We start from the raw sequence: 19,791 nt of genomic DNA on the forward strand, positions 1-19,791 counted from the left end.
TCGCTGTTCACCGCCGCCGCACCAAGTGCCGTCAAGGTCACCGAACCGGTGGCTGGGTCGATCTCAAAGTAACCCTCTTCGTTGCCGCTGCTGATGCTGAACGTAACCGTATCGCCATCTAGGTCAGTGGCAGTGAAGGTCGCCACCGTATCCCCTGCGTTCGCTAGGTTCTCGGTTAAGGTAGAACCCTCGCTCGCAGCAATGGTTGGGGCGTCGTTTGTACCATTAATGGTAATAGTAACCGAGTGCGTATCACCACCAACTGAAGTAACAGTAATTGTATCTGTAAGTGTTGTCCCAACACCCAACCCTTGAACAGAAGGAGAGTCTATTAGGTTATAAGTCCATTCACCATTATCATTAATTGAAAACGTACCAAAGGTGCTCGAAACATCATTTTGCTCAACGAAGCTTGCTTCATTTGCATCATCATCGCTGATTGTTAATGTGCCAGTGACAAGTGACAGAACATCCTCTGTTACATCACCAATATCTGTACCAGCAATAATTGCTCCAACACTAATACCTATGACATTAAAGTTGAGACTTGCGGTAGCTGAAGCACCTTGCTCATCTGTAACAGTCAAAGTCGTGCTAAGACTTAATAATTCACCTGTCTTCAAATAGGCGTAATCTGTCGCATCAAAGCTGTAACTACCATCAGAGTTGATAGTTAAACCAGTAATATCTTCACTTAGAGTATAGGTTAGTGATTCACCTGTAGGTAAATCCACATCTTCTGCATCTACTCTTCCATTAAATACAGATGTCTCAAGTACATACTGTGACAATCCCTCAACGCTTGGTAAATCGTTCGTCCCGGTTACGGTAAATGTTAGCTGGGCAACATCCTGATTACCCATAGTATCTTCTACTACTATGTTTACTAGAATGTCTTGTACTTCACCTGCCGAAAGGTAGTCATAAGAGGCAGTATCAAGTGCGTAATTACCAGACTCATCGATACTAAACCCTGCAGGAGCAGTTCCTGCAACAAAATATGTCAAGTTGCCCTGATCAACAAGATCGGTATCCGTAACATCAATCGTTCCTAGTGATATCTCGTTTTCTACGAGAGTTGCAACGGCATCCTGAGCCTCTGGCGCCAAGTTAATCTCATAAGCATGATCAATCGAAGCTACACCTTTATCTCCATTTTCATTATAAGCTATAGCATTGGCTTCAATTGTTAGATCACCATCTGCAATCAGCACCTCTGTTGGCACATCAATTGAGAACACTCCATCACTGGATGTGTTAACGCTGAATGCTTGACCATTAATATTTAGGCTAATCACTGCCAAAGCGAAGTCGTCACCACTTAAGGTTCCCGTCACCGCATATGTCTCTGCGGTTTCGCTTGCATTCAATATATTATCTTCGGTGATATCATCTAGCGACAGGCTCACAGTAAGCGCTGTTTCACCATCATTATCAAAGATACGCAACGAGCCTTGCATATCACCAAGCACAGCTTCGCCTGTTACGTTTGATAAAGTAACAAACGCCATTTCCATGTTTTCGACATCAAGGTCATCCATAATTGGAACTTGAATGACAACAGATGTTTGCCCTGCAGGAATGGTCACGGTTCCTTTGGCATTTTCATAGTCTTCTCCAGCTGTCGCCCCCATCCCCAGCACATCATAATCAACTGTCACATCCGTATCAGAAGGAGTACTTAGGGATACAGTAAATTCTGCGTACTCTTGACCTTCTATTGCATAAACATAATCAATGGAAACAACAGAATCTGTCGTATCAACAGTGTCGTTATCAGTAATCTCTATGTTAATTTCTTCGTCGTAGAAGTGCTCCCCTGTGATGACGGCATTGAGGTATTCAGTACCTTCGAGCTCTACATCATCAAAAAGAGGAATTCGCACTTCTATTGAACTGGCGTTAGCGGGTAGTTCGACACCGAAGGTAGGCCAAGCCACATCACCAATAAACTCAACAGAATTAAGTGTGGCCGACAACCAGGTCTCCCCACCGTCAGTGGAGTATTCAAAGGGCATACTAAAGTCGTCAGCATATTCGGCAATCTGCTTGCCAAGCTCTCCACTTAACAATTCACTGGTAAAGGTTACATTAAGAGATTGAGCCTCATTAAAAGTGAGCGTACTACTCAAGGTAAATTGAGCGTAATCATCGCCTTCTGATACTGGGGTTGTAATATTGGTAGATAGGTGAGATTTTTCTTGATCTACGGCCGCTGAAGAACTTTCTGAATATGAAGCCGTCCAGTCGTTAACAGTAAAATCAAAATTTAAGCCTTCCAAGTCATAAGGTGTTAACTCTTCAAGCTTTTCATCGTCAATATGAATAGTGTAAGTGCCGTCTTCATTATCAACAAGCTCACCCAAACCTTCAAATTCTGCCCCTAAGGACACATCGGTAACAGCAAGGTTTTCAGAAAACACCTGATTCACCACAACACCATTCACCAGATCTGACACTTTGAAAGTAAGCTCACCATTTGATTTCACATCGCTATAATTGTACTCAACTGTGCCTTGGTTAAACTCAATGGTGTCTGGCGTTCTTTCATCGAATTCTTCTGGCGTGCGGTCGTCGGCAGCGAAAGCTTCAATATTTTCAGCGACATGTTCCATAGCAATGGTTTCAAACTCGTTAACATCTAAGCCATCTGCTATCTCAGATTCACGTGTGAATTCAATACTCAAGGTCGCCAACAGATCAGATAGATCTTCTTTATCCATTTCTTCAATATTTAAGTCGACATCTGCCAAAGCCGTTCTGGTTGCTTCAGAAATAGAAATAACACCACTAACTTCATCATAATTCACTAAATCATTGGTTTGTAGTACGCCATCGTCATCGTTTGCTCCTGTATCACTATCCTTCAAACCCTCTTGTATGGCTTGCAAAAAGATCGCCATATTCTCAACATAATTGCTATTCACATCGCTTAATTCTGTATCTGCAATATCCTGCAAGAACAAGTACTGACCTTCAATTTCATCTGAAGTAACACTACCAACGACGACACCACCTACTGAGAAAGTAATGGTGTCTCCTTCGCGGTAATCAAAAGATCCATCACCATTCGCACCAGTCAAGCCAGTCAAGCCACTAGACGTGGTATAAGTTAATCCGTTGACGAGGCCGTCGACAAAATAGCTGGTAAAGATAGGAGCAGGAGCAGCCGTTTCAGCGGCCTCACTATCATCAGAGGACAGAGAGGCTAATGTTCCAAAACGACTACCAGCTTCACTGTCTGCACCATTATAAGTAAAGCTAACTCGTGCCGTATAAACCGCATCCGTGTCGTAACCAAAATCAGGTTGGAAAAGTGTATCAAAACCACCACCTATTGAGCCCTCACCTTGATTACGAGCAATAGTTACATTAACGGCATTTTCATCGTCATATTCACCCGACTCTTCACCCGCCGCTGGAGCTTCTTGTATTTGGGTAGGGTCAGCACCGTCTTGCAATATCGCATCTTGTAAAGCTTCAGCCTCTGCGGCAGACTCTGCGGCAAGCGCGTCTAGATCACCTTGGTTATATACTTCACCATTAATATCAATGAGATCACTGGTTCCGAACAGTACGTCCTCAGTCACCCCATCAAAGAAAACAATTTTTCCTCCTGTGGTATTATTCGCAACAAACTTATCCCCAAAGAAAATCACCCCACCATTAAGTACGGTTCTTACCTCACCACTGGCAGACTGAACCTCAACACTACCGTTATTAATTTCTAAGTAGCCAATAGGCTTAACATTTGCGTCAGTAATTGGAGTTTGATTGTCGCTCATAACATTCACCTTAAAGTTGGTAAAAAAATTAGTTCCATAATTACTACTAATAGTACAAACCAAAACACACAAATCACATTGTACTTTGGTACAGTTTTGTACCCATCGTTACACAACAGAACACTTGAAACACTTATTTTTCTTTACAAACAAACAAAACCTGCGTATGGGCCATCATCCTATTTGCCATCACCCACCTCTCAATCTATAATCCGCATCAACTAATATTTAGCCAAGCGCAGTCTAGGCATAAATATTTTTTATACTTATAAATTGTGTAAACGTTCCGTTTTTTAATTTAATCGTCGATTACGCATTTATTCCCCTCCTTTCCAAAATTCTTTCAGCACTCAGAAGGTAATAATGATCGACACAATAAAACGAGATTGGCTCTCAAACATAAAGGGCGACTCTTTAGCAGGTACGGTTGTGGCACTGGCCTTGATCCCAGAAGCCATTGCTTTTTCTATCATTGCAGGGGTAGATCCTAAAATAGGCTTATACGCTTCTTTCTGTATTGCTGTAGTTATTTCTATTGTAGGCGGACGACCAGGAATGATTTCTGCGGCCACTGGTGCCATGGCACTATTGATGGTGACGCTCGTCAAAGAACACGGTTTGCAATACTTGCTCGCAGCAACGTTGCTCACGGGTGTCATTCAAATCATCGCTGGGTACATCAAACTCGGAACCTTAATGCGGTTTGTCTCCCGCTCTGTGGTGACAGGCTTTGTGAATGCTCTGGCGATATTGATTTTCATGGCCCAATTACCAGAATTAACCAATGTTACTTGGCATGTGTACGCTATGACGGCGGTTGGCCTTGGCATCATTTACTTATTCCCTTTACTACCTGCTATAGGTAAAGCCGTACCCTCTCCATTAGTGTGTATCGTCTTATTGACCATGTTCTCTATGGTTTATGGATTAGATATCCGCACGGTTGGCGACATGGGCGAGTTGCCAGATACTCTACCTATTTTCTTATGGCCTGATGTCCCTCTAAACCTAGAAACCCTGATGATCATATTGCCTTATGCTATTGGTTTAGCCATGGTTGGTTTGCTTGAATCCATGATGACAGCAACCATTGTTGATGAATTCACCGACACCACCAGCGACAAAAACCGTGAATGTAAAGGTCAAGGTATTGCAAACATTGCTTCAGGCCTTTTAGGCGGCATGGCTGGTTGTGCCATGATTGGCCAATCGGTTATCAATGTAAAATCCGGTGGCCGTGGTCGTTTATCGACTTTCATTGCAGGTTTATTACTATTGATCATGGTGGTTTTCCTTGACGACCTGATTAGTCAGATCCCAATGGCTGCATTAGTGGCTGTTATGATCATGGTCTCTATCGGCACCTTCTCTTGGGAATCTGTCATTAACCTGAAGAAACACCCACTTTCAACTAACATTGTTATGTTGGCGACGGTATCCATCGTGGTGGCGACACATAATTTGGCAATCGGTGTATTTGTTGGCGTATTGCTGGCTTCACTTTTCTTCGCCAACAAAATTGGTCGTTTTATGGTGGTTAAAAACAGTTTCGAAGAAGCAAGTAACCACCGTATTTATAAAGTTGTCGGCCAGGTGTTCTTTGCATCTGCAGATCAATTCAACGCTGCGTTTGATTTTAAAGAAGCCGTAGAGAAGGTTACTATCGATTTATCTTCTGCTCATTTTTGGGATATCACATCCGTATCAGCATTAGATAAAGTTGTTATCAAATTTAGACGTGAAGGCGCTGAGGTCGACTTAATTGGCATGAATGAAGCCAGTGCAACCGTGGTAGATAAGTTTGGGGTTCACAACAAACCTGAAGAAGTTGCTAAGTTGATGGAAGGCCACTAATTACGATTGGAGAGCATTATGAGTAATGTAATCGCATGTATTGACGGTTCTAGTTTATCTGAGCATGTAACCACAGCATCGGTTTGGGCTGCCCTTACCATGCGGAGCCCCATTACTCTTTTGCACTCTTTGGAAAAACCTCCCACCCGAACCGCCGAAGACCTATCTGGGTCTATCGGCTTCGGCAGTCGTGAACACCTGCTGAATGAATTAATCACACTTGAAGAAAAACGTTCTAAGCTGGCCCTAGAACATGGCAAGCTTGTGCTCGAGAATGCCGAGGTATTTGCCAAACAAGCTGGCGCGGAGCACATCCAATCTTTGCAGCGTCACGGGGATTTAATAGAAACCCTAACTGACCTCAAAGATGAAACCCGCTTAATCGTCTTAGGACGCCTGGGTAGCAACCATTCAATAGATGCTCATACGGTAGGCTCCAATATCGAACGCGTTGCTAGAACACTCCATAACCCAATACTGATCAGTGTTGGTGAGTTTCACCCCCCTAAAAACTTTATGATCGCTTACGATGGCCGCGAAGCCGCTGACAATGCAATACAAAGAATCGCTAAAAGCCCACTCTTAAAAAAACTGCCTTGCCATCTGGTTATGGCAGGTGAAAACAGTCCTGAGCGACAACAAAAGCTAGCCAAAGCAACACAAATTCTGGAAGCGGAAGGCTTTGAGGTGACTGCTTATTTAGAGTCTGGCAGTATTTTTTCCGTTATCAGCCACTACAGAGACCAACATAAAATCGAGCTAATGGTCATGGGCGCGTATGCCCACTCCAAAGTCAGACAATTTTTTGTGGGCAGCAACACATCGCGAATGATCATTGAAAGCCCAACCCCCTTACTCATAATGCGATAATATTTCCTTCTTCTCGCCTGTTTAGCCTACCCGCAACTAAACAGGCACCTTACCCCAAATATTACAATCCCATTAAATATCTGAAATTATGGATATATGATTTTACATATATAATAAAATTCGACTAATATAGCGCCATCAATGCTCATCCGATACATTCACATTCGGAACTCTAACCTCGATACAGCAAAAGGTATTTTTATGACAATTAAAGTGGGTATTAACGGTTTTGGCCGCATGGGGCGTCTTTCTTTTCGCGCAGCCTTTGACTGGGACGATGTGGAGTTTGTACAAATCAATGATGTTGCAGGGGACGCAGCAACACTCGCCCACCTTGTGAACTTTGATTCTGTACATGGTCGTTGGCACCACAATGCCACAGGCCAAGACGGCAACATTGTAATTAACAACCAAACCATCCGCTGCACTAAAAATCGCCAAATCAACGAAACAGACTGGTCACAGTGCGACATTGTTATTGAAGCTTCTGGTGTTATGAAAACCAAAACTCTATTACAAGCCTACCTTGATCAAGGCGTGAAGCGCGTAGTGGTCACAGCACCTGTTAAAGAAGAAGGCGTCCTTAACGTTGTCATTGGGGTTAATGACGACCAATATGACCCAGCTAAACACCCAATCGTGACCGCAGCGTCTTGTACCACTAACTGCCTAGCTCCCGTGGTGAAAGTATTGCATGAATCCATCGGCATCAAACATGGCTCCATGACCACCATTCATGACATTACCAACACTCAAACCATTATCGACGCACCCCATAAAGATCTACGCCGCGCACGTGCTTGTGGCAGCAGCCTTATTCCTACCACCACAGGTTCAGCCACGGCCATTACTCATATTTTCCCTGAACTGAAGGGTAAGTTAAACGGTCATGCAGTGCGCATCCCACTGACCAATGCCTCCCTAACAGATTGTGTCTTTGAAATGGAACGCGCTACTAGCGAAACCGAAGTAAATCAGCTAATGCGTGAAGCAAGCCTTGGGACACTGAAAGACATTCTAGGCTATGAAGAACGTCCTCTAGTGTCTATCGACTATAAAACAGACCCTCGTTCGAGCATTATCGATGCCCCTAGCACCATGGTCATTAATGATACTCAAGTGAAGCTTTATGTCTGGTATGACAATGAGTGGGGCTATGCCAACCGCACCGCGGAACTTATGCGCAAAGTAGGTCAACTCGATCTTCAAACTAATCATTAATGCTAAATAACCACTGGTATTGAAACATGTTATCTCAGCTTTCTAAAAGTGTGCGCCAGTACCTTATCGTCACTGGCAACTATTGGTGTTTTACCCTCACCGATGGCGCCCTACGTATGCTCGTGGTGCTCTATTTTTACGGCCTTGGTTATGGTGCTCTCGATATCGCCTTGTTATTTTTGTTTTATGAAATCTTCGGTGTTATTACCAACCTTTTGGGAGGGTGGCTAGGCGCCAGATGGGGGCTAAATCGCACAATGAACATTGGTCTTGGGTTACAGATCGTTGCCCTGGCCATGCTTTTGGTGCCCACCACTTGGTTAACTGTGTTTTGGGTAATGTGCGCCCAAGCTTTATCTGGTATCGCCAAAGATCTCAACAAGATGAGTGCAAAAAGTGCGATTAAGGTGCTGGTACCAAAAAATGAGACAGGCAAGCTTTATCAATGGGTTGCTCTATTAACAGGCTCAAAAAACGCCTTAAAAGGCATAGGCTTTTTCTTAGGCGGGCTATTACTAAGTCTCGTTGGTTTCCAAAAAGCGATACTTGTTATGGCAGTTGCCTTGGTGTTTGTGTGGTTGTTCAGCCTATGGCAACTGGGTGAAGACCTAGGTAAATCCAACAGCAAACCTAAGTTTTCGGAGATTTTTTCTAAGAGCCGAGAGATCAACATTTTATCTGCCGCCCGCATGTTTTTATTCGGCGCGCGGGATGTCTGGTTTGTCGTGGCTCTGCCAGTATACTTAAGCAGCCAGTTCAACTGGGACCATTGGACAGTGGGAAGCTTCTTAGCCATTTGGGTCATTGCTTACGGTATAGTACAAAGCCTTGCACCCTATATTACCGGTAAGAACAGCAAGACAGTACCCGGAGCAAACGTCGCGACGTTTTGGGCATTATTACTGGCGCTGATTCCAGCGGTCATTGCACTTGGATTGAGCTATTCCGATCATCCATTAAGCATACTGTTAACGGGCTTAATCGCTTTTGGTGCCGTATTCGCCATTAATTCTTCGCTACACAGTTATCTAATTGTGCAGTTTGCCAGCCAAGATGGCGCCTCCATGGACGTTGGCTTTTATTACACTGCCAACGCCATGGGCCGCTTAATCGGCACCCTTCTGTCCGGTTGGATTTATCAAGAATATGGCCTCGAAAGCTGTCTTTGGGTTTCTTTTGGTTTCCTGTTTGTCACCAGTCTTGTTTCCATGGCACTACCCAATAAAAACCCTAAAGAAGCAAACGCTTAACCTTGTTTAAAGAGGTCTTAGTAATAGAAGCACTAAGATCTCTTGCGCAAGCAATAAAGTCTTCAACATCCGCTTGTTGCGTTTGGAATGACGTCACAAAACGCACCACACCTTCCTCCCAGCGCCCAGTATAAAAACTAAAACCTTGCGCCAATAACGCCTCAGCCATGCCAGCAGGGAGCCTGCAAAACAGCATATTTGCCTGTGCCGGTGCAATGATTTCTACCTCTGCTATACTGGCCATCCCCTCCTGTAACAAAGCCATCATGGCATTGGCATGGCGAGCATTGTTTAGCCAAACACCATCTGACAAATAGCCCAACATTTGTGCCGATAACAAGCGCATTTTTGAATGCAAATGACCGCCACGCTTACGCAATAAAGCCAATTGCTGGGCAAGGCTCTTATCAAACACCACAATAGCTTCTGCCGCCATAGCACCGTTTTTGGTGGCACCAAAGGAGACGATATCAATACCGGACTGCCAGGTCATTTGTGCAGGAGTACAACCCAAAGACACTAGAGCATTGGCAAATCTTGCCCCATCCATATGCACTCTGAGCCCCTTGCTGTGAGCCAGCTGGGTAATTTCTTTCAGCTCAGCAAGATTATAAACACTGCCTATTTCGGTGACTTGAGAAAGACTTACAGCAGAAGGTTGTACCGAGTGTACGTCCCCCATACGTTTGTTCAATGCCTCCTCTAAAGCGGATACAGAAATTTTTGCTTGCTCGCCAGCCACACCGACTAACCGCGCACCATTGGTGTAAAACTCTGGCGCGGAGCACTCATCGTTAATAATGTGGCTTTCAGGATGACACAACACACTCCCCCAAGGAGGCGTTAGCGCCGCTAGACTCAACACATTTGCCGCCGTGCCCGTGGACACTAAAAACACCGCCGCATCACACTCAAACAGCTCGGCAAACATCTCAGTCACTTGTTCAGTTAAAGGATCACCACCGTAGGGCATAGCCTCCCCTTGAGCGGCTTTTATCATCTCAGCCACTACCGCTTCACAAGCACCGGCAATATTGTCACTGGTCAACGCTAATTTCATCTTATTTCCCTATTCTAATGATTTATGGTCTTTATAACACATAAGGTTTCAATACATACCCTCATCAAATAACCAACAAAAAATGCTATAATAATTTCCTCTGTTGTTTATTGAGCACGCTATGCGCAAGCCAATTGAAGTCATATCCTACCAATCTTCTGCTCCTGACCATCACCACCATCACACCCAGATAGTGATGCCGATTAGTGGTGAGTTGACGTTACAAGTAGAGGGTCAAGAAGCTTTGATCAAAAAAGGCCAGGCCTGTTTAATTTCCAAAGAATTCAACCATACCCATTATGCCGAGCTGAACAATCGCTGCGTGGTGATTAACGCTTTATCGAGCTGGAACCATGAAGTGGCCAGCGCATCCGCCTTTGTTACTTTAACCCCCATTGCACAACGATATTTGGAGTTTTTAGCGCATCTTGATGGCCTTGAGCCTGACCATCCTATGCTCCCTCAAGCCATGAACATGCTTGAGCTTATGCTACCTTTACCAGCCGAGTCGCTGACCCATCAAGATAGACGGTTCATCGGAGCAAAAGCCTTGCTAGAAAAAGACATTGCTTACCCTTGGACTATGACAGAATTGGCGCAAAAGATTCACCTTAGTCAAAGCCAGTTAAGCGTATTATTTAAACGCTCTTTAGGCTTAACACCTAAGCAATATCTGCTTAAGCTTCGCCTTGAAAAAGCTCAATACCATATAACGACAACGCAATGGAGCTTAGAGCAGATCGCCGAAAAAGTTGGCCTAACGGATGCGAATGCTTTAATTCGCCTGTTTCGGCAGCAGCTACAACTCACCCCTCGACAATATCAATCCCAGCGTCTAAACCCACTTAAACACGACTAATTTTCTTGAGGAATTTCCAACGCACTTTCCCAACTTTGAATAAGCCTCTTCTGCTTGGCATAGTCACGGCCAACCAATAGTTGCTGATCCAGTTCAATCGTACGCGTCGGGCCTGAGGCTTGGATAATATAAGGGGAATTCAGCGAAGACACATCCGCTTGAATGGGGAACAACAGCCCTCTGCGCTGCATCATTTCTTGCCCTGATTCAGACAAAATAAAGTCTAGAAACAACCCCGCGTCCGTTGCATTCGGAGCTTTTTTAGGAATTAAGGCGACTCGCTTTAACATCAAGGTGTAATCTTTGGGCAAGATCATTTCCAAGTTACCGTCTTGACTGGCCCTTTGTGAGGCGTAGGAGCCGAGTAGATTATAACCCAGCACCAATTTTCCAGACGCCACATCATCAATCACGTCCCGAGTACAACAATAGGTTTGTACATCATGACTACCAAAAGCTTCCAGTAAACGCCCCCAAGTCGCATCCGCTTGTCGCGCATCTTGGCTGACCAGAAGATAACCCACGCCACTTTTACGAATATCATACATGCCAATTCGCGCCGTCATCGCCAGCTCATTTTGACGTATAGTGCGCAACAAATCTTGCCTATCTTGAGGTAAAGACCCTGGAAACAGCTTTTTATTCACCAACATCACAATCGGCTCATAGGAAAAAGCAAACAGCTGATTACGCCATTTCGCCATACTAGGCAAGGCTTCAGTGGTTTCTGATTGATAAGTTTGCGCGAAACCGTCATTAACCAATTTAAGCTGTAAATCCATGGCACTACTGATCACTAAGCTGGCTTGAGGTGCCTCTTTTTCTTTGATGGTTTGATGGTAGAGCTCTAAGGTGTTGATATCTTGATACGCCACCTTCACTTGTGGGTACAAGGCAATGAAGGCCTCCAACAAAGGCTCAAAGGATTCCAGATCCATCGCTGAATGAATGTGCAACATTCTGGTAGCATTGGCATTTCCGTACCAAACAGGATTAGCCCATAAGGCTGGACTGCAAAAGAGCATTATGCCTACTAGAAATTTCATCATCGTGCTGACCCCTGAGTATATTTTTGAATATCCACTTGTATACTTGTACCGGTCGGCTCTGTATCCATAATGACAATACTGGCTGAATGATAATCTACAATGTCTTTCACCATGGATAACCCCACACCACTGCCGGATACATCGTACCGGCCACGGTAGAAGCGCTCAAACACTCGGACTTTTTCTGCCTGTGGTATGCCTTCACCAAAATCAATTACGCAAATTCGAAAATAGCGTTCATGCTCTTCAAGGCGAACCACCACTTCATCTGGCTTGTGATTATCTTGTGCACTGTAGCGAACCGCATTTTCAATGAGATTCTGCATCATTTGCTGAAGAGCAAAACTGTCTCCCAATACCCAAGCGCTGACAACATGGGTCTCCAGAGACAAACTAATGCCTTTGTGAAGCGCCATAAGCGCCTGCTCTCGACAGGACAAGGTCACCACTTCTAATAAGTCCATTGCTTCCAAGTGCTTTGTCTGCAAACGGTGAGAGACAACGGCTTGATTGAGCAATAAAGTCACCGTTTTACTCAACGCGTCACATTGTTGAACGATGTTTTCTAGCGCTTGCTGTTGGGTGTCTGGAGAGGTTTGATCACGAGCATTTTCTGCCAAGGCTTTTAAGCTGGCTAAGGGGGTGCGCAATTGATGGGCTGCATCGGCCGTATAGTTTTCTAACTGCTGTAAGTTGCTCTGCAATCGCGCCATAAAATGATTGATCACCACTTTTAAGTGATGGGTTTCTTTTGGTGTATTAATGGTAATGGGTGATAAATCCCCCAAAGAGCGCTCTTCTAACGCCCGCTCAATACGGTGTAAAGGCCGCAAAACCAAATGACTGCCAATAATGATCAGTGAGATAGCAACTAGAGCAATCAACAAAACCACCTCCACCGCCCTTCGGGTCACAGCAGAAGCCATCTGCTCCCTTGATAGTCGTGTTTGCCCGAGAATAATTCGCACTGTTTGCGCTGATTCAGGCTCAGTAAGTTGGCTTTCCAGCCATGCAAAACGCACGAGTTCTCCTGAATACATTTGATCGTAAAACTGAATCTGATCGATTTCTGGTGGATTAGGAGGCTGACTGACCAGATCTTGATAGCCCGTAATAAAGCCTTGTTGAACACTTTCTATCTTATAGAAAACTCGGTCCTCATTGGCCTGCGCCAACGTCGCAAAAGCCGACCAAGGAATATCAATGCTAACCTCATCACCAATCCAGCCAACATTTTCATCCATTTGCAAAATCGCACTTCGTAACAATCTGTCATAGGATAAATCGGCCAGCTTTTGACTGTAATCAAACACTAGATTTACCGCCAACGCCGCGATCACACTAATGACTAAGACCCCGGCCAAGATAAAGCGGAATCGTAGTGACGGGGCTTTTTTTAATGCCTGCTGCTCTTCCAAATACATATCCAAAGAACGGCCATCAAGATTCGCCCCTAACTTAGTCGGGGTTGGATGGGGCAATTTGCGCCACATAACCAATTCCTCTTAATGTACTGATTTGCAGATCCCCTTGAGCGAGTTTCTTGCGTAAGCGCCCAACATAGAGCTCAATGGCATTTTGCCCTGGAGTCTCATCGAAGTTAAATAAATGATCCGTGATTTCATCCTTGCTCAACACACGACCAAGATGGCCTAAAAAAATTTCCAGCAAGCGAAACTCGCGATTGGTGACCCCTGTTAGCTCACTATTGACAAATACTTGGCGGCTATCTCGATTCACAATAATGTTACCATGCTCCGTCACGTTACTGGCATAACCTTGCTTACGTCGCAGTAGTGCACGACACCTTGCCTCTAACTCGCCAAAATCAAAAGGCTTAGTTAAGTAGTCGTCCGCACCTTCATCGAGAAGACGAATCCTATCTTCTATTTGATCGCGCGCGGTAAGAATTAGCACAGGGGTACTGTCTTCCCTTTGTCGCAATTTTTGCAACAACTGCAAGCCAGACAATCCTGGTAGATTTAAATCCAGTAAAATCAAGTCGAAGTCTTGGTACTTGAGCAGTTCGTCCGCACTTTTCCCATCCGCGATCAAGTCTACCCCATGACCTAAACTGGTCAGTCGATCGCAAATCGCTTGCCCTAACACTTGTGTATCTTCCACCACCAATATGCGCATCTTTTATGTCACCGTATTATTTTTGTCATCACATTAGAAACGAAAAAAGTTCGAGCCCCCTATTAGGGTACTCGAACTCTAGCACTTCGGATTTGCTTAGTGAATGCCGGCATGTATCACACCTTTACGCATCCTTCTCCGCAGTTTTAGCATTGCGCATTTTGGCACGTACAATGGGACCAATGATCATAGGTAAAACAAGACCTGAAATAGCCACTATCCATAGACCAATACTCAACCCACTATTAAGTAGTACACTCCAGTCACCATCAGAAAGAACCAAGGCGTGGCGCAAACTTTTCTCCATTTCAGGCCCTAAAAGCATACCCAAAATAATTGGCACCAATGGAATATCTACCTTACGGAAAATATAACCGGCAACACCAAAGCCCACCATGAAGTACAGATCTAACGCACTATGGCTGACAGAATAAATCCCCACAGAAGCAATCAGTGTTACCACTGGCATCAAGTATTTTGGTGGAATGCTCAACAACTTAACAAAGATGCCGACCATCGGAATGTTCAATAAAAGCAACACAAGGTTACCAACGAACATCGCCGCAATAACACCCCATACTAGGTCAGCATTTTGTTGAAACAACATAGGACCCGGAGTGATGTTCAAGGAGATTAACATCGCCAAAAGTACCGCAGTCGTACCACTACCCGGAACCCCTAGCGTCAACATAGGCACGAGTGCACCGGAGGCTGCGCCATTATTGCCTGCTTCTGGAGCCGCAACACCACGAGGGTCACCTTTACCAAATTCGCCTTTATCGGATACACGTTTTTCTAAGGTGTAACTGATAAAACTGCCCAAAGAAGCGCCTGCTCCTGGCAATACACCCGCCACAAAACCTAGCACAGCACCACGAATAGAGGTCGGTAAGACTTTAATAATATCTTTGGGAGACAGTTTTAGTTTATTGATCGCAACTTGTTTTAAGCCATCCCCTGCATGTCTTTCCAAGAAGAAGAACAATTCACTGATCGCAAACAAGCCTACAATCGCGATAATAAAATCAACACCCTCAAACAGCTCTAACGTGTTATATGTATAGCGCTGAACACCTGTCGATAAATCAATACCTACTGTTGCAATCATTAAACCTATGGCCGCGGCCATCAAGGTTTTAAACTGGTTCTTACCTGTGATGCCACCCAAGGTTGCAAACGCTAGCGCAAAGAGTGCAAAGTACTCAGAAGGGCCAAATTTTAGCGCAAATTTCGCCAAAATTGGCGCAAGAATAACTAAGCCAATAGTCGCGATAAAACTACCAATAAAAGAGGCAATGGCGGAAATTGCTAACGCTTCTGCGGCTTTCCCTTTTACGGCCATCGGATACCCGTCTAAACAGGTCATCATGGCGGGCTCATCACCCGGAATATTCAGCAAGATAGAAGAAATACGGCCACCATACATGGCCCCTGCATACACGGACGTTAATAGAATTAAAGATGACGTCGGTGACAAGCCCAAACTAAAGGCCAGAGGGATTAAGATAGCTACACCATTAGCAGGACCAAGGCCCGGCAAAGCACCGATTAAGGTACCTAATATCGCACCTATAATGGCAAACATAATGCTTTCAGGGGTTAATGCAACGGCAAAGCCCTGCAATAATAAGCTCATAGTATCCATAGTTAAAACTCCAATAGACCTAGAGGAAGTGCCAGTTCAAGCACGTAATCGAATAGGAAGAAGATAATTACCGCGCTGGTCACGCCTGTAATCAAGCTCTTCGCAATACTTGAGCCCATACGCCAGCTTAAGAAGCTAACGACTAAAGCAGCTGACAATAAGAAACCTAGCGGCTCAATTGCCCAAGCAAAGGCCATAATAGACAAAGCAACGACACTCAATTCAATTAACATTGGAATCGGAGCCCAAGGCTCATCAGGGTCTGGTCGCACTATCATGTATACGGCACTTATGCCTAATAAAATAGCGAGCATGATAGGAAATGTTTCAGGGCCAACACTTTCGTGTCCACCAAATGGGATGGGGAACTGCGTTGCTTCCCAGCCATATGCCATGGCCAACAGAAGCATCAGCAGGCCAAACACACGATCGTTAATACGCATGTCGTTGCTCCGAATTTGTTAATTTAAAAGAGGAAGGTTAAAAAGAGAGGAACGATGCTCCTCTCTAAAAGATCGCCTAGGAGTTATTTAATTAGGCCGATATCTTTAGATAGAATTTGAATGTCTAGAGTCTGGTTTTTAACGAATTGAGTAAATTCTTCACCTGACTTATGGAATGGCATCAAACCATTTTTCACCATAATATCTTTCCATTCTTGTGTTTCATATAGACCATTCATAGTGTCTACCCACCAGTCGTAAGAGGCTTCTTCAGCATTACCTGGGACGTAGAAACCACGCCAGTTTGGCGCAACAGAATCAATCCCTTGCTCCATAGCAGTCGGGATTTGATCAAACGGCGCTGGCAAGCGTTGCTCAGACAACACAGCCAAGACACGAAGATCACCAGAGTCCATGAAACCTTTTACTTCTGAAACATCACCCGTAAAAGCATCAACGTGACCACCAACAACCTGAACCAATGCTTCACCACCACCACTAAAAGCTAGGTAACGAATTTTAGGAAGGTTTGATACATTGGCTTTTTGTGCTGTGATCAAGACTTTAAGATGATCCCAACCACCTGAACCGCTACCACCAGAGAACTTAACAGAACCTGGGTCTTCACGTAGTGCGTCCATCATTTGTTTCAAAGTGGTGTATTTTGAGTCTTTACCAACAGCGATTACACCGTAATCAGCCCCCAAAGTACCTACCCATTTCACTTGGTCAGCATTCATTCCAGGGAATTGGCCTTGAGCAAGACGGGTTGTAGTTGCTGTACTGGCCGCAACAATCAAGTTGGCATCTTTTTGACGCTTACTTACTGTGTGAGCAAAGGCCACACCGCCACCAGCGCCACTCATGTTAACTGTTTTAACATTACCTTTGATGTAATCTTGGTCTACCAAAACTTTACCTACGCTACGACAGGTAAAATCCCAACCACCACCTGGATTGGCAGGGGCAATACATTCAGCAGAGCGAGCGGGTTCAAAAGCATAGGCTTGGCCTGCAATCGTTAGGGCTGCAGCGCCAGAAATTAGAACAGACTTTAAGGATAAGGAATTAAGCATTATGATCTCCTGCTTGTTATTTTTGTTGTTTTATTTGCTTACTCAAAGCACGCAGTTAATTCGTTAACTGTGATTTGATACCCAAGACATTACCCTGCAAACCTGTCACTAGCCTGTCATCGCGTTATTTTATTGTCATCAAAATCTCAAAATCATCATTTTTGCCGATAAAATTAACGATTTTTGCCTACTCAGTAATGGGATTATTCCGTTACTCTACTCCTCTCTTAAACATGACAGATAGAGACACCTAAATGCCGAATTCACCGATAGCCACAGGGGTTGGTAGCATTGCCATTTTGCTGTGGAGCATATTGGCACTCTTCACCACGCAAGCGAATCAAGTGCCGCCTTTACTCTTACTCACGTTAACGTTTGCCATTGCCAGCGCCCTTTTCTTTTTGGTGTATATAATTAAAGGAGAGATAAAGCAGGCTTGGCAGAAAACCCCAATCAACGCCATGCTCATATGTGGCTCGGCCTTCTTTGCTTATCACTTCTTTTATTTTTATGCTTTTAGTCATGCACCAGCGGTAGAAGCAGGATTGATTGCCTATTTATGGCCGCTACTGATTGTCTTAATGGCGGGATTAGGCCCCAACAATCGGTTACTTTGGCCTCATGTAGTGGGCGCACTGGTAGCTTTTGCGGGCACCGGCATAATGTTGTTTGCCAAAGACTCAGTAAGCCTCACTGAGAGTAACCTAGACTATGATTGGACAGGTTATGGGGCCGCCATCGCCTGCGCATTTATCTGGTCAAGTTATTCCGTGTTCAACCGTCGCTATCAGTCCGTGCCTTCTAGCGGTGTGCTTTGGTATTGTCTTATTACCGCGTTCCTAGCTGGCCTATCTCACCTCGCCTTGGAAGAGCAGAATTACCAGTTCTCAACAAGTACATGGTTAGCCATCTTTGCACTGGGCCTTGGTCCCGTTGGCGTTGCCTTTTTCTGTTGGGATTTTGGTGTGAAGCGCGGTAATTTATCCTTACTAGGGGTGTTGTCTTATACCACCCCAGCCCTATCAACCGCATGGCTAGTGCTTTTTACCAATGCTCCGCTTACCAAAGCACAGTTTATTGCCTGCGCCTTTATCACGCTTGGTGCGCTCTTTGCCAGTGTTATGCCCACAAAAAAATCCCCATAAGCCTCGCCTATGGGGATTTCATCTAAACCAAGTTTACTAATCACACGTTAGGCAACATTCACCAATTGTCTTGGTACCTGCTGTAAATAAGCTTCCATTTCCGCCATGCCGTTGGGTTGATCTACCTTAACACCTAGGTCGCGCATGGTACTGCCTAGGGCATGAAGCGTACGGAACAAGTTATGTTCGCGACATTGCTCACCCATTTGCCCGATGCGTATGATGGGTTGCCCAAAAGAACCTGCAATTTCGACACGATATACATCTGAAATGTGACGACAAATTTGTACGGACGTTAACCCTTCGGGTATACAAATCCCCACTACAGAATTCAGTCTTGATGACGGCTCTACAAACAAGTTTAACCCCATGGCTTCAATGCCTGCTTGCAGAGCTTTTGAGCAACGTAAATGACGGGCAAAACGCTGCTCTAGGGTTTCATCACAGACAAGTTTTAACGCCTCATGCAAAGCCATAATTCCAGATACTGGAGCCGTATAGTGGTAACCATCTTTATGCCAAAAGTTTTCTGCCAATTGAGCATCAAAGCACCATTGAGCGGTGGCGACAGTACGACTCTTCACACATGCCCAAGCATCATTGGAAAACACTAGCAAAGAAACACCTGGAATCGAGGACAATCCTTTTTGTCCGCCAGTAATAACCACGTCGATCTGCCATTCGTCCATTTTTAAAGGCATGGTACTTAAGGTACACACCGCGTCCACGACGACTAGACAACCATAGGACTTAGCAATTCGGGCAATCTCCTCTAAAGAGTGGTTAAACACTGTATTGGAGGTTTCCCCTTGCACAAGGGTCAGCACTTTAGGTTTGGTTTCCTCAATCGCGCGTCGCACTCTCTCCGGGTCTGCGGCTTGATGGACAGGCACATGAAGTTCATGGACATCTGCACCGACTCGGGTCGCCATTTCCGCCATTCTGTGACTAAAAAAGCCATTATTAATACAAAGAATGGATTCACCGGGTTGCATTAAATTTGCAACGGCCATTTCCATTGCGGCTGAGGCCGGCCCTGCCACCCCTAGCACCCATTTCGATTCCGTCTGAAACACATAGCGGGCCATGGTTTTTACTTGGTCGATAACTTGCGCCATCACCCCACCCAAATGGTTGATTACAACAGAGTTGGCTTTGGCCACTCGTTCAGGGATAGGTACCGGGCCTGCGCCCATCATTAATAAGGGTTCGTGGGGAAGGATTTCATCGAGTGATTTCACCTGGGGGCGAGGAATACCCATTGGCGACGGAGCAGTCATAATCTTTACAGCCTAATAGAGTTAACGGATTACAAGGAATGGCATCTACAAGAAACTTACCAAACGCAGTGAAAAATATCGAAAATAGCATTTTCACAAAATAATATTCCGCAAT

General features: G+C 44.9%; 15 protein-coding genes. 6 read left to right on the plus strand and 9 right to left on the minus strand.

Translation table 11 applies throughout. From position 1 onward, the window contains the following. Window positions 1-3,785, minus strand: a 3,785-nt coding sequence (locus tag ABJF92_RS09680) for a VCBS domain-containing protein (protein ID WP_446815595.1), incomplete at its 3' end; no start/stop codon positions are given. A gap of 363 nt (window positions 3,786-4,148) precedes the next feature. Between ABJF92_RS09680 and ABJF92_RS09685 the strand changes: the two genes are divergently transcribed. The 4 genes from ABJF92_RS09685 to arsJ all read left to right on the plus strand — a co-directional run bounded on the left by ABJF92_RS09685 (window position 4,149) and on the right by arsJ (window position 8,980). Continuing rightward, window positions 4,149-5,639: a SulP family inorganic anion transporter gene (locus ABJF92_RS09685; RefSeq protein WP_446815596.1), complete on the plus strand. Its 1,491-nt coding sequence runs from the start codon at window positions 4,149-4,151 to the stop codon at window positions 5,637-5,639. Between the two features lie 18 nt (window positions 5,640-5,657). Further along, window positions 5,658-6,509, plus strand: a complete 852-nt coding sequence (locus ABJF92_RS09690; protein ID WP_446815597.1) for a universal stress protein — start codon at window positions 5,658-5,660, stop codon at window positions 6,507-6,509. Between the two features lie 201 nt (window positions 6,510-6,710). Beyond that, the gene (locus ABJF92_RS09695) at window positions 6,711-7,730 is read left to right on the plus strand and encodes an ArsJ-associated glyceraldehyde-3-phosphate dehydrogenase (protein ID WP_446815598.1); all 1,020 of its coding nucleotides are present in this window, start codon (window positions 6,711-6,713) and stop codon (window positions 7,728-7,730) included. Between the two features lie 26 nt (window positions 7,731-7,756). Next, window positions 7,757-8,980, plus strand: a complete 1,224-nt coding sequence (arsJ, locus tag ABJF92_RS09700; RefSeq protein ID WP_446815599.1) for an organoarsenical effux MFS transporter ArsJ — start codon at window positions 7,757-7,759, stop codon at window positions 8,978-8,980. On the opposite strand, the gene ABJF92_RS09705 is transcribed toward arsJ, so the two are convergent. Continuing rightward, entirely contained in the window at window positions 8,961-10,040 is a 1,080-nt protein-coding gene (locus ABJF92_RS09705; RefSeq protein ID WP_446815600.1) for a threonine aldolase family protein, read from the minus strand. The genes arsJ and ABJF92_RS09705 overlap by 20 nt on opposite strands. 121 nt (window positions 10,041-10,161) lie before the next feature. Here ABJF92_RS09705 and ABJF92_RS09710 point away from each other — a divergent pair, with 121 nt between their 5' ends. Continuing rightward, the gene (locus tag ABJF92_RS09710; protein WP_446815601.1) at window positions 10,162-10,899 is read left to right on the plus strand and encodes an AraC family transcriptional regulator; all 738 of its coding nucleotides are present in this window, start codon (window positions 10,162-10,164) and stop codon (window positions 10,897-10,899) included. Here ABJF92_RS09710 and ABJF92_RS09715 read toward each other — a convergent pair. The 6 genes from ABJF92_RS09715 to ABJF92_RS09740 form a co-directional block, all read right to left on the minus strand. Continuing rightward, window positions 10,896-11,948 (minus strand): ABC transporter substrate-binding protein, encoded by a 1,053-nt coding sequence (locus ABJF92_RS09715; protein WP_446815602.1) that lies wholly within the window; start codon window positions 11,946-11,948, stop codon window positions 10,896-10,898. The genes ABJF92_RS09710 and ABJF92_RS09715 overlap by 4 nt on opposite strands. After that, window positions 11,945-13,441 (minus strand): sensor histidine kinase, encoded by a 1,497-nt coding sequence (locus ABJF92_RS09720; RefSeq protein ID WP_446815603.1) that lies wholly within the window; start codon window positions 13,439-13,441, stop codon window positions 11,945-11,947. The genes ABJF92_RS09715 and ABJF92_RS09720 overlap by 4 nt, the downstream gene beginning before the upstream one ends. Then, on the minus strand, window positions 13,407-14,087 hold the full coding sequence (locus ABJF92_RS09725; protein ID WP_446815604.1) for a response regulator transcription factor: 681 nt from the start codon (window positions 14,085-14,087) through the stop codon (window positions 13,407-13,409). Before ABJF92_RS09725 ends, ABJF92_RS09720 begins: the two co-directional genes overlap by 35 nt. Before the next feature lie 124 nt (window positions 14,088-14,211). Continuing rightward, window positions 14,212-15,732, minus strand: a complete 1,521-nt coding sequence (locus tag ABJF92_RS09730; protein WP_446815605.1) for a tripartite tricarboxylate transporter permease — start codon at window positions 15,730-15,732, stop codon at window positions 14,212-14,214. Window positions 15,733-15,734: 2 nt separating this feature from the next. Continuing rightward, window positions 15,735-16,175, minus strand: coding sequence for a tripartite tricarboxylate transporter TctB family protein (locus tag ABJF92_RS09735; protein WP_446815606.1), 441 nt, complete (start codon window positions 16,173-16,175; stop codon window positions 15,735-15,737). A gap of 83 nt (window positions 16,176-16,258) precedes the next feature. Further along, window positions 16,259-17,251, minus strand: a complete 993-nt coding sequence (locus ABJF92_RS09740; RefSeq protein ID WP_446815607.1) for a Bug family tripartite tricarboxylate transporter substrate binding protein — start codon at window positions 17,249-17,251, stop codon at window positions 16,259-16,261. A gap of 254 nt (window positions 17,252-17,505) precedes the next feature. Here ABJF92_RS09740 and yddG point away from each other — a divergent pair, with 254 nt between their 5' ends. Further along, window positions 17,506-18,396 carry an aromatic amino acid exporter YddG gene (yddG, locus tag ABJF92_RS09745; RefSeq protein ID WP_446815608.1) on the plus strand — a complete coding sequence of 297 codons (891 nt, stop codon included), beginning with the start codon at window positions 17,506-17,508 and terminating at the stop codon, window positions 18,394-18,396. A gap of 47 nt (window positions 18,397-18,443) precedes the next feature. On the opposite strand, the gene ABJF92_RS09750 is transcribed toward yddG, so the two are convergent. After that, complete coding sequence (locus ABJF92_RS09750) at window positions 18,444-19,676, minus strand: pyridoxal-phosphate-dependent aminotransferase family protein (RefSeq protein WP_446815609.1); 1,233 nt, start codon at window positions 19,674-19,676, stop codon at window positions 18,444-18,446. Window positions 19,677-19,791 lie beyond the last annotated feature (115 nt).

It is taken from the genome of Marinomonas sp. (genome assembly GCF_039940335.1).
GTDB lineage: Bacteria > Pseudomonadota > Gammaproteobacteria > Pseudomonadales > Marinomonadaceae > Marinomonas.

What these genes read in the sequence shown, in the direction of transcription:
- ABJF92_RS09730 (WP_446815605.1), bottom strand. Translation starts at nt 15,732, where the DNA reads ATGGATACTATGAGCTTATTATTGCAGGGCTTTGCCGTTGCATTAACC.
- yddG (WP_446815608.1), top strand. Translation starts at nt 17,506, where the DNA reads ATGCCGAATTCACCGATAGCCACAGGGGTTGGTAGCATTGCCATTTTG.
- ABJF92_RS09695 (WP_446815598.1), top strand. Translation starts at nt 6,711, where the DNA reads ATGACAATTAAAGTGGGTATTAACGGTTTTGGCCGCATGGGGCGTCTT.
- ABJF92_RS09705 (WP_446815600.1), bottom strand. Translation starts at nt 10,040, where the DNA reads ATGAAATTAGCGTTGACCAGTGACAATATTGCCGGTGCTTGTGAAGCG.
- ABJF92_RS09740 (WP_446815607.1), bottom strand. Translation starts at nt 17,251, where the DNA reads ATGCTTAATTCCTTATCCTTAAAGTCTGTTCTAATTTCTGGCGCTGCA.
- ABJF92_RS09735 (WP_446815606.1), bottom strand. Translation starts at nt 16,175, where the DNA reads ATGCGTATTAACGATCGTGTGTTTGGCCTGCTGATGCTTCTGTTGGCC.
- ABJF92_RS09715 (WP_446815602.1), bottom strand. Translation starts at nt 11,948, where the DNA reads ATGATGAAATTTCTAGTAGGCATAATGCTCTTTTGCAGTCCAGCCTTA.
- ABJF92_RS09710 (WP_446815601.1), top strand. Translation starts at nt 10,162, where the DNA reads ATGCGCAAGCCAATTGAAGTCATATCCTACCAATCTTCTGCTCCTGAC.
- ABJF92_RS09750 (WP_446815609.1), bottom strand. Translation starts at nt 19,676, where the DNA reads ATGACTGCTCCGTCGCCAATGGGTATTCCTCGCCCCCAGGTGAAATCA.
- ABJF92_RS09685 (WP_446815596.1), top strand. Translation starts at nt 4,149, where the DNA reads ATGATCGACACAATAAAACGAGATTGGCTCTCAAACATAAAGGGCGAC.
- ABJF92_RS09725 (WP_446815604.1), bottom strand. Translation starts at nt 14,087, where the DNA reads ATGCGCATATTGGTGGTGGAAGATACACAAGTGTTAGGGCAAGCGATT.
- arsJ (WP_446815599.1), top strand. Translation starts at nt 7,757, where the DNA reads ATGTTATCTCAGCTTTCTAAAAGTGTGCGCCAGTACCTTATCGTCACT.
- ABJF92_RS09690 (WP_446815597.1), top strand. Translation starts at nt 5,658, where the DNA reads ATGAGTAATGTAATCGCATGTATTGACGGTTCTAGTTTATCTGAGCAT.
- ABJF92_RS09720 (WP_446815603.1), bottom strand. Translation starts at nt 13,441, where the DNA reads ATGTGGCGCAAATTGCCCCATCCAACCCCGACTAAGTTAGGGGCGAAT.